This is a genomic window from Cupriavidus numazuensis (assembly GCF_905397435.1).
Lineage (GTDB): Bacteria > Pseudomonadota > Gammaproteobacteria > Burkholderiales > Burkholderiaceae > Cupriavidus > Cupriavidus numazuensis.
In genome coordinates, this window is the sequence record NZ_CAJPVI010000106.1 from 1 (window position 1) to 14595 (window position 14595).

Consider the following 14595-nt stretch of genomic DNA (forward strand, 5'->3'; position numbering starts at 1 on the left):
TGCCGTGGTCTACCTGAACCCCGAACGGGCCGAGCCGCAAACCACGGAGTACAGGAAAGCAGCATAGCGGCGGACGCGACAACTACCTTGACACACGCCGCTCGGACAAAAGTAGGTCGCCGGCTACGCCGGCGAAACAGCGGCGCCAGCCAAGCACGATAACCGCCAGATCAGGAGAAAGCCCTTATTCCGCCGCCCTCTCCTCCACCACCTGCGTCAACGCCGGCCGCTTCTCCTCTTCCTTCCGCGGCAACGGCATCCCGAGATAAGGATTGATGTTATTGAAATCTGCCCGGTTGCTACGCCGCTGCACCACCCCGTTCAGGATGCCGCCAGCCAGCCGCGCATCCGCGCGAGCCAGCCGCTTGAGGGTTTCGTTCACCTGATCCGCAGGCGTGACGTCCGCTCGAATGACGAGCAGTGTCGACCCCGCCAGGCTGGCAACTAGCGTGGCATCGGCAACGGCCATGACCGGCGGCGTGTCGACGATCACCAGGTCGAAGCGGCTTGCACAACGCCGCAGGTTGTCGGCCAGCGTCGGCAGCATCAGCAGCTCTGACGGGTTGGGTGGCGTTTGCCCGTGGGTGAGGATGAAGAGGCCGTTGACGACGGTGGGCCGCACGGCCTCGGCAATCGGCAGGCAGCCGGACAGCACCTCCGCAAGGCCGCCTTCAGGCGCCTGGTCGAACCAGTCGGCTACCTTGCCACGACGCAGGTCGGCGTCGACGAGCAGCACGCGCTGTCCCGCTTCGGCGAACAGCACGGCGAGATTGACCGCGGAGAAGGTCTTGCCCGCACCTGCCGCGGGACTGGTCACGGCGATGACACCGTCGGGCGCCGCGCGCAGCGAGAAATGCAGTGCCGCACGCAAGGTGCGCAGCCCTTCGACCGCGAGCGAATGCGGCGCCCGGCGGGCCAGCAGGAAGTGGTCGTGGAGTCCCTGCCTCAGCAAGCGTTCGCTTTCCGCGTATTCGGCATCGACCTCTTCGACCACCGCCGCATCGACCAGCGCGGTGCCGGGACGCGGCGCCTCCAGGCGGCCTTTCGCCTGCGTGGCAAACCCCGCGGCAATGCCCAGGCGGCGCTTGGCTTCGATTTCGCGTTCGAGCTCGGCCTGTTCGTCGCTGAACGCGACATCGCCAAGCATGGCGATGCCAAGCCGCTCTTCCGCGTCGTTGGTCGTCGCTACCGACGGCTTCAGGCGCTGGCGTACGCCGACACCGACCACGCCAAGGCAAAGCCCCAGCAACATGCCACTGGACACGAATGGCCACGCGCCAGGCCCGACAGGCCGCGTCGGCACGATGGCGTTGTCGATCACGCGCATCTGGCTCGAGTTGTCCGAGCGCAGCAGCGACAGCTGCTCGACTTTCGTGCGCAGCGTCATGTACATGTCTTCGGCCACCTTGACGTCGCGCGCGAGCGCTACCGATTCGCGCTCGGAGACCGACAGGTTCTGCATGCGCGCATCGATCTCCGCGCGCTCGCGTGTCATCTGCTGGATCTGGCTGTCGACGGTCTTGACCTCATTGGCGTCCGTGGTGAAACGCTGCAGCAGCTTCGTGCGCTCGAGCCTGAGCGCGGCGATCTGGCGCTGGTATTCCATGCTGTTGTTCAGGAACGACTGCGCGTCCCGGCTCGGCTGCATGGATCCGGTGCGGGCACGATAGCGGCTCAGCGAATCTTCGGCGCGCGCCAGTTCGGCCTGCACGCGCGGCAACTCGCTGCTCAGGAAGGCGAGCGTGTCGGCGGCGTCGCCGCGGCGCTGCGCGGTCTGCCCGTTGATGTAACCGCGCGTCACGCCGTTCACGAGCGCGGCGGCGGCATCCGGGTCGGGGAACTGCCACGCGATGCGTACGGTGCTGCCGGCGGCGTCCGCGCTTTCGTTCTCGACGGCAAGGCCGAGCCGGATCGCGTCGGCGGTGCGCGCCGGGTCATGGCGCGTGAGCAGGAAGCGCGTGCCGGGCGCGGCGTCGATGCGCGCCACGCGCAGTTCCACGCCATTGCCCGCGGCGTTCTCGCCGACGACGCCCTCTACCAGCTTGGTGTCCTGGTAGCTGATGCGGTAGCTGCCGTCGCGCAGCACTTCGAACAGCATGGGCTGGTCCACCAGCCGTTCGGGCACCGCAAGGCTGTCCAGCTGCAACCGTTCGCCGCCCCATGCATAGCCCAGCCAGCTGCCGCGCGGCTGGCCCGGCGTGGACCATCGCTCGACCAGCGTGCCAACAAGCGGCGCGCGCAGCGGCCTGGCGGAGATGTCCAGGTGCAGTTGTTCGACCACCGGCGACACCACCGCGCGGCTACGCAGCAGGCCCGCGTCAAGCGGTGCGCCCTGCGGCGTCTGCGCGACGTTGCCGATGTTGCGTACCGCGCCGTCCTTGCCCTCCACCTGGACCAGCGCCTGGGCGCGGTACTCCAGCGGGGACGACAACGCGATCACGCCGCCGATTGCCGCGCCAGCTACGCCGGCGGCGACGATCCACCCCATATGGTCCAGCAGCGCGCGCGCCTGCAAGGCGCGCGGCGCCGGAGCTTCACGCCGGGGGGCCTCCCGGTCGGCCGGTGCACCGGCATAAGACAGTCTGCTCACGGACACTGCTCCTCAAAGCCATGAAGGCCGATACGCAGCACATGCTGCGTCACCGGCCATACCTGTTCACGTGCGGCTTGCCGGCCTCAGGCATGCGCCAGGGCGGGCAGAAGGCGGTCGTATTCGCGCTTGACCAGCTTGTAGCACTCGCACGAGTGCTTCTCCAGCCCACATCGGTCAAGCACGGTGATGTGGCCGCGGCTGTGGTGGATCAGCCCGAGGTCCTCGAGCTTGCCGGCGGCTTCGGTCACACCCTCGCGGCGCACGCCCAGCATGTTGGCGATGACCTGCTGCGTGATCACCAGCTCGTTCGAACTGAGCCGGTCGACGGCCAGCAGCAGCCAGCGGCACAGTTGCTTGTTCAGGGAATGGTGCCGGTTGCACGCCGCGGTCTGTGCGATCTGCGTGAGCATGGCCTGCACGTACAGCAGCGTGACGCGTTGCAGTGTGGGCGTGCGGGGCAGCTCGGAACGCAGCAGGCGAGCGGGGATGCGATAGGCCAGGCCCGGGCTGCGCACTTCCACGCGGCAGGGCATGGTGTCGCCACCAGTGACCACGGGAACACCGACCAGGCCTTCGTTGCCGACCGCGGCGATCTCCACGGTGGCGCCGTCCTCGAGCAGGGACAGCAGCGACACCACCGACGTGGTCGGGAAATACACGTGGACGATGCGTTGCCCGGAATCGGTCAGCAGTTCGCCGGCACGCAGGCGCACCAGCTCGATGTGCTGCGCCAGTGACTCCCATTCGCTGCGCGGCAATGCATTGAGCAGATAGTTGGCATTCAGATCCGAGCGATGCGTGATCATTTTCGTACCCCCCTGTCCAATCCCAAGCCCGTCTCCGGGCAAGAATCTACCCGCCGGCGCCGCGCACCCCACTACCCTGCCGCAGGGCCCGGCCGCACCAGACCGGTCTGTCGCCAGCCAGGTTCGCCGGCCCGGCGTTTGCGTTCGTTTTCCCGTCAGTGTTGCCGCGGACCCCATCCATGCGGCAATTAAACTGATCCGGTGTCTTTATTAAGCGCCATGGAACGTCAATGGGACAGTAGGCAGACGGTTGGTGCCCCGTCATCCATTGGTAGGTTGGCCGGATAGCGGACATGCCCGCCGCACGCCCGCGGGGCCGGCCTGTGGACAGGAACAGAAGCGGGAAGCGCTACGCCCCGTAGTGGACGGGCGCGTCCTGGTTGAGTGCGCAGACCTTGCCGGCGGGGCGCATGGCGGGATGAGAGGCATGCCCGCCTTCATGCAAAAGACGGATGCGGATGCATCCGCCGGGTGCCAGGTGAAACCAATCCTGCGCCGGCTGAAGCGCGTCGTCTTCGATATGCACCCAGCGCGCAAACTGCGTGGCCGATATCTCCAGCCACCACTGTTCCGCATGCCGCTGCACTTCGACGTGCAGGCCGGCTTGCGGCAACGCGTCGGCGCGGCGATCCCGCAGGTGCACGGCCTGGCTGAGCAGCTCGCCACTGCGAGCATCCGACAGTGTGGCCAGCACCACATCTGCCGCCGCCGCAGATGCGCCATGTTGCGGCCGCGGCGCCAGCACAAGCGCATCGCGCGCTTGCAGACAAAGCACGTGCTCGGCCTCGGCGTGTACCTGTGCGCCGTTCCGGATCCAGCAAACCCGCACGCGGACCTCACGCGGTGCGGCGGTCTCGTTCAACAGGTCCAGCCGGATGCTGCCGTTGCTGTCGCTGCCGATCAGCACCTGCAGCGGACGGCAGGCCGCACGCATGGCATGCCAGCCGGATTTCGGGCGGCCGCACACATCGACCAGGCCTGTGCCGTTGGCCAGCAGCACATCGTGCAGCGATGGCGCCAGCGCCAGTCCCGCGGTGCCGCCATCGCGACGGCAACCGGCGATGAAATCATTCACGAGATCCGCGGCGAGCGCGCGCGACAGGCGCACGTAGCGCTGCGGATCGGTCCGGCGCAGATGCGGAGGATCCACGTCGTACAGCGTGCGCAGGTTGCGGTCGCGCACATCCTCGGCATCCCATAGCGTGCCGACCGGATGCGGCACGCTGGCCTTCCAGCGCGGATCGGCCACGGCGTGCGACAGGCCGAGCGCATCAAGCGTACGCGCGCACGGCACTCCAGCAATCTCGGGCAGCCATGCAGCGTCGGCCGGGGCCATGCCGTCCCGCCAGAGCAGCATGCCGGCGGCTTCGCACGCAGCGAGAAGATCCGCGGCAGGCGCGCAATCGCGGTCGAGATACAGCACGTTCAGGCCCGCGCCGCGCGCAAGCCGCATCCAGTGCCGCGTGGCCAGCGGCGATGCCGCCAGTGCGGCCAGTTCCTCGGCGTCCAGGCGTGCGCCGCGGCAGAACACGGGCACGTCATTGATGCGGGGATACGGCATGTGCCCCTGCCTGTCGCGCCGGACGCTGCGCAAGCCGATTTGCCCGCAGTCGAGTGCATGCGCGCCCGCCTCGGCCACGATGCGATAGCGGGCGGGCCGGCCGTGGGTATGCGGCCACCATGGATCGGGATGCGCGAGACGCACCTGCGCCGTCAGCGTGAAGGCATCCTCGCGCGTAAGTGTCGCCTGGACGGTGCGCTGTGCATGGCCGACGTTCAGCGTTGCCCGCAGCGGTGCCTCGCCATGCAGGTGCAGGCGCATGCGGACCACGCCCTCACCGTCTTCCAGTCCGGTCGAAAGGTCCACGGCTGCATCGGCAAGGACATCGCCACTGGCAACGTCAAGCACTTCGACCGGCTGCAGTACACCGACCGCATGCAGGGGCGTTCCCTCTGCCGCCGCATGTCCGATGACACCGGACATCGGGAACGCGCCTGCCTGGCGCCAGCACAGCGTCGCGCGCGCGCCATGCAGCCGCGGCACGCTTGCGCGAAAGCACAGGTGCAGCGTGTTGAGGCCGGCCAGCTCGACCTCGGCGTCGCAGGCATCGCCCGGCGCTTGCGGGGCGGAGATCTGGCGGCCATTCAGCCATGCCTGCGCGGTGCCCGCCAGCCCGCGCAGGCGCAGGATCCGGCGGCCAGTCGCAGCGAAGCGCAGGCGGTACCAGTAGTCGTGGCGATGCACGGCCACCGGCGCCGAGTCCCGCCAGCGTCCCGACACACGCATCGCGTCGGCCACCGTGCCAGGCACCGGCGCCGGCAGCCACGACGCGCGTTCGTCCAGGCACGCGGGGCTGTCGGCGGCGCCGGGCAGGGTCTCCAGCCACGACCAGTCGCCCGATACGCGCCAGCCGCCTGGCAGGCGCTTGTCGCCGCGTGCGATCGTGGCCGGAACCGTCACGCCGTGCTCCCGCCGAAATGCCGCGCCAGCACCGGCACGCAGGCCTGGTAGGAGGCTTCGAGCTGGTCCAGGCAGTCCTCGCAGGTGTCGGGCTTGCGGCTGATCACCGCGCGCATCAGCCGGAACTGCATGACCATCGCTTCCGATGCCATGGTGTAGCAAGCTTCGGCCGTCTTGTCCGGCACCTGCTCGCCTTGCATGACCAGCCAGCGCAGATAGCGCGCCAGCAGTTCGAAGTTGGCACCGAGCTGGCGCAGCACACCGGCCGCGTAGTGATGAAAGCCAGGCTCGCCGCGCGCCATCAGGCGATCAAGATGCTCGGGGAAGGCCGCGCGGAATGTACTGACCGGGTTGTCGCGCGGGCGGTTGGCCAGGTGAAAGCGAAAGAGTTCGAGGGAGGCCTGCAGCAACGATGCCTCGCTGAGCGTGCAGGGATTGCGGCGCACGACGTCGGCATGGGCATAGAGCTGGACTTCCGGCATGCGCCCCCCCGGCACGCGGCCGAAGAGCGCGGTGTAGTCCTCGCCGCTGGCGGTGTGATAGCCATCGGAGTGGAAGTAGCCGACGGCCAGCGCATCGGGAATCATCACATCGATGCCGATGCAGGACAGCGTGCGCTGTCGCTGGTAGGCCGCGCCGGGCGCGGGCGGCAACTGGGTGCTGTCGACCTCCATCACCACGATGTTGCCGCGGCTGGTCTGCGCGGCCACGTGGCTTTCGAGCGAGTCGTACAACGTCAGGGCATGGATGCTCAGGCCGAACAGCCGCTCGAGGTCGGCATCGGGTATCCGGCACTGCGTGAAATGATCGGCTTCAAACGCCTGCCTCACCGTGCAGGGCAGCGCCGCCACCGGCGGCAGGTCCAGGCCGTGCAGCAGTTCAATCCAGAGATCCACGTGGCTGTTGACGTGCGACCAGACCGGATTCCCACCTCGCAATCCCGGACCGCCACGTCCACGCATCTTCGTGTCGCCGTACACTATTGGCCTCCGCGCGTGCCAAGACGTTGCGTTCGCGGGCGCGCACGGTCAGGGTTGCCGGCGCACTACCGCGCCAGCAACTCGATTGTCCGTGCATTCACTCCTGTCCTGCGCGCCTCCCCCCAACCGTGTCCGCTGCTTGCGCGACCGGTTGTGCTGGCGATCATTGCGCGGCGTGTTCCCGGCAGTCTGTTGGACGGCGCACAAAGTTCTGCAGCCCTGCGCGCGGCGGCTCGCGCAGGGTGTAAAAGGCCCCTCCGGCATGGTTGAGGCATGGATGAATACCTTGCGCACCGGACCGTGCGCATGGTGCTTCTGGCTAATGGAGCCGGTGACGGCGATTGCCTATCGTCGATGAGACGTGCAAGCGCTTTGGGCCTTGCACGGTTCAAAGCCCGCATGGTCCCCCGGTCGGCGGGCTTCTTTTTTGGATGCGTCCCATCGGGATTGCGTGGCGCGCGCGAGACCGGGGCACGGCATGGACATGCCATCTCCCCGATCCGTCTCGCGAGGCTGCATTGCGCAGGAAGTTTGCCGAAAGGCCCGCACGGAGCCAGGGGCCAGAGTCAGGGCACGAACGATGGCGGCAGCCGGTGCCGGTGCTGCGCGACGATGAGTGCCCTCAGGCTTTCGACGCGCAATCGCGCTTCGCGCTCGCCTGCTTCGCGTGCCGCCTCGGCCGCGGCCAGTTCGCAATCGAATTGCCGGCCGTGCAGCTCACCGCGATACAGCAGCGGTTCATCGCTTTGCGTTGCCAGCCGGATTTCGAAGCAACAGGCCCACTTGCCTCGTCCTTCACGCACGGCGAAGCCGCGCACGACGAGGAATTCCAGACCGCCCTCCATACGACCCCCTTGCACTCCCGCGACGGCGGCCTCTGAAACGGGCCAGCTTCTGCCGCAGGCATTTCAAGCATAGCCGCGCAACGGCTGGCGCGCCCTCATCCGGTGGCCGTAGTCCCTGCCGGACAAAGGAGTGAGGGTGCTGGTGTACCGGTAGTCAGCGTGATCGCGGTGCGCGGGAAACACTGCCCGCCGGCCCACACCAACGCCGTGGCAGCGCACACCAGTTCGGGCGATGCGGGTGCGGCAAGGCAGCCGCTCGCACCGAGCAGCGCGGCATGGAGCATGAGCGAGGCATCAAGGCGGTCGGAGACCACCAGCCAGCGCCGCGGTGCGAGCCGTGCATGCAGGCGGTCCAGCAGCGCGCGCGGATCGCCTTCGACGCCGCTGCAGTCGAGCAGCGCGATATCGGCAGGATCTTCGATATGTTCGGAAGACATTGGCGCGTCAGCCTCGTCAAGCCAGCGCGGCGCGCGCCAGCGGATCGGGCTCGGCAGGTTGAGCGCCTGCAGGCGGCGGGCCAGGACCCGGCACATCACTTCGTTGCTGGTAATCAGATAGGTCGACATTGACGGTGAGTGGCGACGGGCCTGGCCACAGGTGCGATACCACCGTTGCAGGATCGGGGCGCGGTGCGCCCCGGCTTTCCGACACGTCAGGCAGGCCGCGCTAAGCTGCTGCGCACAAGTGCCTGCCGGTGCCTTTACTGAGAACGTAGCAATCCGCCGCCATGTCCGCCTCATGCTTTTGGATGAGGCGGGGTCGCCAGAAGGATGAGTCCGACTGGCCGTACCACACGGCCAGTCTACGCAAGCGCTATGCCGCGGCCATTCCCGCGCCTGCAGGCGCCTGCGGCAGTCCGGCCGGCGGCGGGCCGGCCCAGTTGAGCGTGGCGCCGCGCTGCAGCGCGACGTAGACCGCCTCGCCCTTGTTGCGCACATGCAGCCGCTGGTACAGCGTGCAGGCATGCGTCTTGGCGGTGGCCACCGAGATATTGAGAATGCGGCTGACCGTTTTGATCGGATAGCCGCGCGCGAGCAGTGCAAGCACCTCGTACTGGCGCTCGGTGATGTTGAGCAGGTGCGCGCCCGCAGATGGCGTTTCCTGGCTGCCAGCGTGCGCTGGTCGCGTGGATTGTGAGGATGGCGCGGCGGGAGGCGCAGCGTGTGCGACCAGCGCCGAATCGGTACGGAGGACCGCTACAGCGGGTACGCCCTGGCTGCGCGGCAACGCCACGACGTGCCGTTCGTCCTCTTCGGTCGCCACGTCGGCCAGCATGCCGTGTGCCGCGACTGCGTCGTCGATCCCCGCGCTTTGGCTTTCGAGCTGGACACGGGACGGAAAACACTCGCCGCCCGCCAGTACCAGCCGCACTGCAGCGTCCAGCGCCGCCGCACTGCTGTGCTTGTGCATGCAGCCACGCACGCACTCGGGCAGCGTGGCCGCGGCGAGTGCGGCGGCCGGCGATTCGGCCAGCACGAGCACGCGCTGCGGCTGCAGGCGCGCGCACACCTCGGCAAGCATGGCGCAGCCGCTGCCGTGGTCGGACGGCAATCCGAACACCAGCAACTCCGCATCATGCAGCCACAGGTCCGATTCAATCGGTGCAAGGGGATCGATATCGACAAGGTCACCCGCGATGTGCGCTTGCGCCAGGAGATGGCGCAGCCCCAGGCGCAACAGTGGATGAGGCTCAATCAAGAGGATGGTGGCCATGGCCGCTCTCTTTTTATAGCGGCAAGCGCGAACCCTGCGACGACCCGCACTTGCTATTGGAAACTGCCTCGCTATCTTGCGAGATGCGGCTTCCATACGATCCGACAGAGCTCCAGCGCTCTCAGCCTTCCCGTCCGGCTGGCTGACAGCCCTTCCCGTGGAGGTGTCGAATCGCCCCGTTTGCGTCTATCCGACGCTTATGTCCCGCAGGCGCTCTTAGACGCCGTTGAAAACAGATGTAAGAAAATGTAATTCCGGTCTTCAGCTTATGAAAGGGTCTTGCCGAAAGCAAGAGAGCAGCATCCCGCACGGGTTTTCCCTATGCACTGTTTGATGGATGCGCGCGAGCGGAAAATCGGCGTATCGCGACGAGCCGCATGTGGCGCCAACGCCGCCGCATCGCAACATGGTCGAGTCGAGCCGCCGATGCTGTGAAGTAATCGTTGCCTGACGAGGCGCTCACGGAGAAAAAAAGCACCTGATCGGGTGACAGGTGCTCTGCGATGCGAGGACGCTCCCCGCTGAAGAGGGGTGCGCCTCTGCGTGAAGGTTGAGGCGCAACGGTGGCCACCAGGAGTCTGGCGTGCCACCAAAGGCGACTAGAACTGCTCCCACTCCTCCGTGGCCGGTGCCTCGGCCCTGGCCTGGCCGTCGGCGGGCCGGCTCTTGGCGGCACTCAGCGCGGGCGTTGCCGCGCGCGGGGCGGTGGCGGGCGACTTCACCGGCGCGGCAACCATCGCGCGCACAGGTGCCGCGGCAGGCATCGGCGACGAGGACAATCGTGCGCTGCCGTCGATCTTGAACACGCTGACCGCCTGCGCGAGGTGCCCGGCCTGTTCCTGCATCGAATGGGCAGCGGCCGAAGCCTCTTCCACCAACGCGGCATTCTGCTGCGTAGCCTCGTCGATCTGCGTGATGGCCTGGTTGACCTGCTCGATGCCGGAGGTCTGCTCGTGGGTGGCCGCCGTGATCTCGCCCATGATGTCGGTCACGCGTTTCACGCTGTCGACGATCTCCGCCATGGTGCTGCCGGCCTGGCCGACCAGTTCGCTGCCCGCATCGACCTTGCCGACCGAGTCGTCGATCAGCGACTTGATCTCCTTGGCCGCCGCGGCGGAGCGTTGCGCGAGCGTGCGGACCTCTCCGGCCACCACGGCAAAGCCGCGGCCCTGCTCGCCGGCGCGCGCGGCTTCCACCGCTGCATTCAACGCCAGGATATTGGTCTGGAAGGCAATGCCTTCGATCACGCTGATAATGTCCACGACCTTCCTGGACGACTCCGTGATCGAGCCCATCGTCTCCACCACCTGCGACACGACCTGGCCGCCCTTCACGGCCACGGCCGATGCCGACACCGCGAGCTGGTTGGCCTGGCGCGCATTGTCGGCGTTCTGCTTCACGGTGGAAGTCAGTTGCTCCATCGACGCCGCGGTTTCCTGCAGCGAGCTGGCCTGCTGTTCCGTGCGCGACGACAGGTCGGCATTGCCCGCGGCGACCTGCCGCGATGCGCTGGCGATCGTCTCGGCACCGTTGCGCACATCGTTCACGATGCCGGCGAGGTTGCGGTTCATGTCGCGCAGCGCGCGCAGCAGCCGGCCGGTTTCATCCTGCGCCGCGATGCCGGCGTGCGTGGCCAGGTCATCGCTGAGGTCACCGCGCGCGGCGCGGCTGGCGGCATCCACCGCGCGGTGAATCGGGCCGGTAATGCTGCGGGTCAGCCACAGCGCACAGCCTGCGCCGAAGACCACGAGCAGTGCGGCCAGCGCGACGAGCAGCTTGCCGCTGCTGTCCGCCACGGCATCGACACGCTCGCCGAGCGCATTGATGTCGCGCCGCTGGTGTTCGACCAGTTCGGCGATCGCATCTTCATAGCGCTTCGAGATCGGCATGAACTGCTCTTCGAGCGCGCGGTTCGCGGCTTCCTGGTCGCCCGCGGCCTGCGCCTTGGAGATGGCAGTGCGCGCCACCAGGTACTCTTTGCGCAAGACCCCGAAGCGTTCCAGGAGGGCCTTCTCCTCGGCCGAAGTGGCCAGCGCCTCGACCTGCTTGGCCAGAGCCTGCGCGGCTTCGGTAGAGGTCTTGGAGTCGCTCTCGAAGTACTTTGCCAGCGATGGGTCCGGGCTCTTGGCAATCGCGATGGTACGTCGCACGCCGCCGTACACGTAGCGGCTCCAGTCGGCCAGCATGCGTTCCTTCTTCAGCGGAACGTCCATCATCTCGCGCATTTCCGTCGCGACGGATTGCAGCCGGTAGACACCAATCGCCGTGCTCGCGATGAGGGCCAGCAGCAGCACCGCGAAGCCGAAACCCAGGCGTTTTCCAATACTCAGATCACCCAACCTCACAACCGTCTCCTCCAGGGATTACATTCTTTTCGATATCACTTCAATCGCCGCGAAGTTCCGCTGGCTACCGCCGCAACGCGCGGTCGGCACCCGTCTTCGTTAACGGAGAGGCCATACCTTGATCAAACCCCTACTTTTGGGGGGCAGCGCCTGATACCGGCGCACGGAGGCGCATACGCGCGCGTGCCGTGTGTGGGCACGTGTGCGTGTGTGCGCGGCGCGTGCGTGTCGCCGACGGGAGTCGGGCCGGCAATGAGTAGTTCTACTCTGTCGAACCGCCACAAGTGCTGGAAGAATCCCGCAGCGCAGTCCCGGCATGTCCGGCAGACGGTCCGAAGCCTGCGATGGTTCTTTGCAATCGGCAAGGCAGTTTCGAGCGCCGCTGCGCCGAATGTTCATGCTTTCGCACCGATCACCGCGCAATCTCCGCACGCGCATCGCCCCGACGTCAGTCAGTGCATGGCGACCGGTGTGGGCGCCAATTTCACTGACTCCCATGAGCACTCCCCTTCCTTTCGCTCCGCTGGTTCTCGCCGTCCTCGCCTGCGCCGCAAGTCTTTCCGCGACTGCCGCTGAGACACCGCTGACGACTCCGCCGACGCCGCCCGCTGTTCAGGCTATCTCCGATGCCGATGCCGCGACGGTTCAGGGACATCGCGCCGAATTCGAGCAGCGCCTGAATGCAGGGACCGTGCATGAACTGCGCGCGACGTCGAACGGTGACTACACCACCCGGCTGCTGATCGCCGATGACCAGGCCGTGTTCTACGTGGCGATGTCGTACCAGCGCAGCCTGTGGCGCGTGATCCGCCTGCAGTCGCAAGGCCCGGCGGAAGACACCTATACGCGGCTCGCAAGGCAGAGCGCCGCGTGGGCGGAGAATGACATCCAGCGGCAGGTGCTCAGCTCGCGCAAGCGCGAAGCGGAGAAGGCCCTTCAGCTTGGCGAAGCCCGGGCGCAGGCGCTGTCGCGCGAAGTGGCCGCGATGGAGGCCGAGCGCGCGCGCATGGTCGCGGAGCGCGAGGCCATTGCGGCAGAGCGCCGCGCGGTCGCGGCCGAAGGCCGGGATACGACCGCAAAGGTGGGACAACTGCAGAACCAGATTCGGCAGATGGAAGCCGAACTGGCCAACCCGGGCACATCCGCCACGCACCGCTCCACGACACGCCGCAGCCGCCCGCAGGCACTGGCGAAGAGCCAGTAAGCGTCAGCGCGCGGCGGATCGCTTGCCGTGGAGGATGAACCAGGCGGCACTGCCGATCGCGATCCCCCAGAACGCCGAGCCGAGCCCGAACATGGTCATGCCTGACGCCGTGGCCAGGAACGTGATGACCGACGCTTCGCGGTGATCGTCCTGCGTGATGGCCTCCATCACGTTGGACATGATGGCACCGATCAGCGCGAGCCCGGCCAGGATCGCGACAAAGGCGTGGGGCAAGGCATCGAACAGCAGCACGATGGTGCCCGCGAAGGTCCCGCCCACGAGATAGAACACGCCATTGGCAATGCCGGCCACATAGCGGCGCGCAGGGTCTTCATGCGCGTCCTTGCCCGTGCACAGCGCGGCGGTAATGGCAGCCGTCACGATGGTGATGCCGCCGAAGCACGCGACTGCGGCGCTGGCCAGGCTGGTCGCCGCAAGAACGGGCCGTGCCGGCGTGTGGTACCCGGACAGCCGCAGGATTGCCATGCCGGGCAGGAACTGCCCCGTCAGGCTCACGATCACCAGCGGAATGGCAAGGCTCAGCGTCGCGCTCAGCGACCAGTGCGGCGCGGTGAAGACCGGCCTCGCAACCGCGAGGTGCAGATCGCCCACATGCGTGAGCCCCAGTGCCGCGGCCATTGCGACACCAACGGCCAGCACCACCACCATGCAATAGCGTTGCAGCCAGCGCCGGCACACGAGATACGTAGCGATCATCACGCCCGCCAGCAGCGGCATGGTTCCTGCCGCCTTGAAAGCGCCCGCACCGAACTGGAACAGGATGCCCGCCATCATGCCGGCCGCGATGCCGCGTGGAATCCGTTGCACGAGCCAGTCGAAACTACCCGAGATGCCGATCACGAACAGGATCGCCGCGGCGCTGACGTAGGCCCCCACTGCGTCGGCAAGACTCATCTGCGGAAACAGCGTCACCAGCAGCGCCGTCCCGGGCGCCGACCACGCGGTGATGACCGGCACACGCAGCCACGCGCTCAGCAGCAGCCCGGAAACGCCAGCGCCGATCGAAATTCCCCACACCCATGACGTGACCATGTCGGCGGGCAGGTTGGCAGCGTGCGCGGCCTGGAAAAAGATCACCAGCGGGCCGGAATACGAGATCAGGACCGCGAGGAAACCTGCGGTGATCGCGGACAGTGACAGTGGATTGCCGGGGTGATCCGCATGGCTCTGCGGAGCCGGAGAGATGAGGGGTTCTGGCATGGGGCGATGAAGGCGTAGGGCCTTCCTGTCTCCGTTCTGGCCCAACACGGGGGCCGGATGTTCTTCCTGGGCTGCGCCGAACTGACGGGGCAACCCATGGTGCACCTGCCGCTCGCGTTTTGTGCGGTGGGCGCGAACCGAGAATAGACAAGGATCGCGTGGAGCGTCCAACACTGATTGAGTATTGGGTTGATACGTTGGAGGTATGGTGGTGTGGTTAGGGTGGGGTTGTCGTTCTTGGCTGGCGCCGCTGTTTCGCCGGCGTAGCCGGCGGGTTTTGGTTGAGACCGGAGTATCGCTCTTGGCCAGCGCCGCCGTTTCGCCGGCGTAGCCGGCGAGTCACTTTTTGTCCGAGCGACAAAAAGATGGAATGAACGCGCCCCGGCCCACTAAGCAGAAGGCACCGGCAATTCAGTTGTAGATCTGG

10 protein-coding genes are annotated in these 14595 nt (G+C 67.1%); 1 reads left to right on the forward strand and 9 read right to left on the reverse strand.

Annotated elements, in window-relative coordinates; translation table 11 throughout:
- Positions 1-184: 184 nt before the first annotated feature.
- The 8 genes from KHO41_RS39705 to KHO41_RS39740 form a co-directional block, all read right to left on the reverse strand.
- Positions 185-2590: a polysaccharide biosynthesis tyrosine autokinase gene (locus KHO41_RS39705; RefSeq protein ID WP_211958677.1), complete on the reverse strand. Its 2406-nt coding sequence runs from the start codon at positions 2588-2590 to the stop codon at positions 185-187.
- An 86-nt stretch (positions 2591-2676) separates the two neighbouring features.
- A complete protein-coding gene (locus tag KHO41_RS39710) occupies positions 2677-3399 on the reverse strand; it encodes a Crp/Fnr family transcriptional regulator (protein WP_211958678.1) in 723 nt (240 codons plus the stop codon).
- Positions 3400-3748: 349 nt separating this feature from the next.
- Entirely contained in the window at positions 3749-5860 is a 2112-nt protein-coding gene (locus KHO41_RS39715; RefSeq protein ID WP_211958679.1) for a glycoside hydrolase family 2 protein, read from the reverse strand.
- Entirely contained in the window at positions 5857-6840 is a 984-nt protein-coding gene (locus KHO41_RS39720) for a DUF1839 family protein (RefSeq protein ID WP_211958680.1), read from the reverse strand. The genes KHO41_RS39715 and KHO41_RS39720 overlap by 4 nt, the downstream gene beginning before the upstream one ends.
- 566 nt (positions 6841-7406) lie before the next feature.
- A complete protein-coding gene (locus KHO41_RS39725; RefSeq protein WP_211958681.1) occupies positions 7407-7685 on the reverse strand; it encodes a hypothetical protein in 279 nt (92 codons plus the stop codon).
- A gap of 95 nt (positions 7686-7780) precedes the next feature.
- A complete protein-coding gene (locus tag KHO41_RS39730) occupies positions 7781-8251 on the reverse strand; it encodes a response regulator transcription factor (protein ID WP_211958682.1) in 471 nt (156 codons plus the stop codon).
- Between the two features lie 247 nt (positions 8252-8498).
- Positions 8499-9398, reverse strand: a complete 900-nt coding sequence (locus KHO41_RS39735) for a helix-turn-helix transcriptional regulator (RefSeq protein WP_211958683.1) — start codon at positions 9396-9398, stop codon at positions 8499-8501.
- Positions 9399-9997: 599 nt separating this feature from the next.
- Positions 9998-11743, reverse strand: a complete 1746-nt coding sequence (locus KHO41_RS39740) for a methyl-accepting chemotaxis protein (RefSeq protein WP_211958684.1) — start codon at positions 11741-11743, stop codon at positions 9998-10000.
- Between the two features lie 496 nt (positions 11744-12239).
- Here KHO41_RS39740 and KHO41_RS39745 point away from each other — a divergent pair, with 496 nt between their 5' ends.
- Entirely contained in the window at positions 12240-12947 is a 708-nt protein-coding gene (locus KHO41_RS39745) for a DUF2968 domain-containing protein (RefSeq protein WP_211958685.1), read from the forward strand.
- Between the two features lie 3 nt (positions 12948-12950).
- Here the strand turns inward: KHO41_RS39745 and KHO41_RS39750 are convergent, their stop codons facing one another.
- Positions 12951-14168, reverse strand: coding sequence for a benzoate/H(+) symporter BenE family transporter (locus KHO41_RS39750; protein WP_244874254.1), 1218 nt, complete (start codon positions 14166-14168; stop codon positions 12951-12953).
- Positions 14169-14595 lie beyond the last annotated feature (427 nt).

What these genes read in the sequence shown, in the direction of transcription:
- KHO41_RS39710 (WP_211958678.1), bottom strand. Translation starts at nt 3,399, where the DNA reads ATGATCACGCATCGCTCGGATCTGAATGCCAACTATCTGCTCAATGCA.
- KHO41_RS39725 (WP_211958681.1), bottom strand. Translation starts at nt 7,685, where the DNA reads ATGGAGGGCGGTCTGGAATTCCTCGTCGTGCGCGGCTTCGCCGTGCGT.
- KHO41_RS39730 (WP_211958682.1), bottom strand. Translation starts at nt 8,251, where the DNA reads ATGTCGACCTATCTGATTACCAGCAACGAAGTGATGTGCCGGGTCCTG.
- KHO41_RS39735 (WP_211958683.1), bottom strand. Translation starts at nt 9,398, where the DNA reads ATGGCCACCATCCTCTTGATTGAGCCTCATCCACTGTTGCGCCTGGGG.
- KHO41_RS39745 (WP_211958685.1), top strand. Translation starts at nt 12,240, where the DNA reads ATGAGCACTCCCCTTCCTTTCGCTCCGCTGGTTCTCGCCGTCCTCGCC.
- KHO41_RS39750 (WP_244874254.1), bottom strand. Translation starts at nt 14,168, where the DNA reads ATGCCAGAACCCCTCATCTCTCCGGCTCCGCAGAGCCATGCGGATCAC.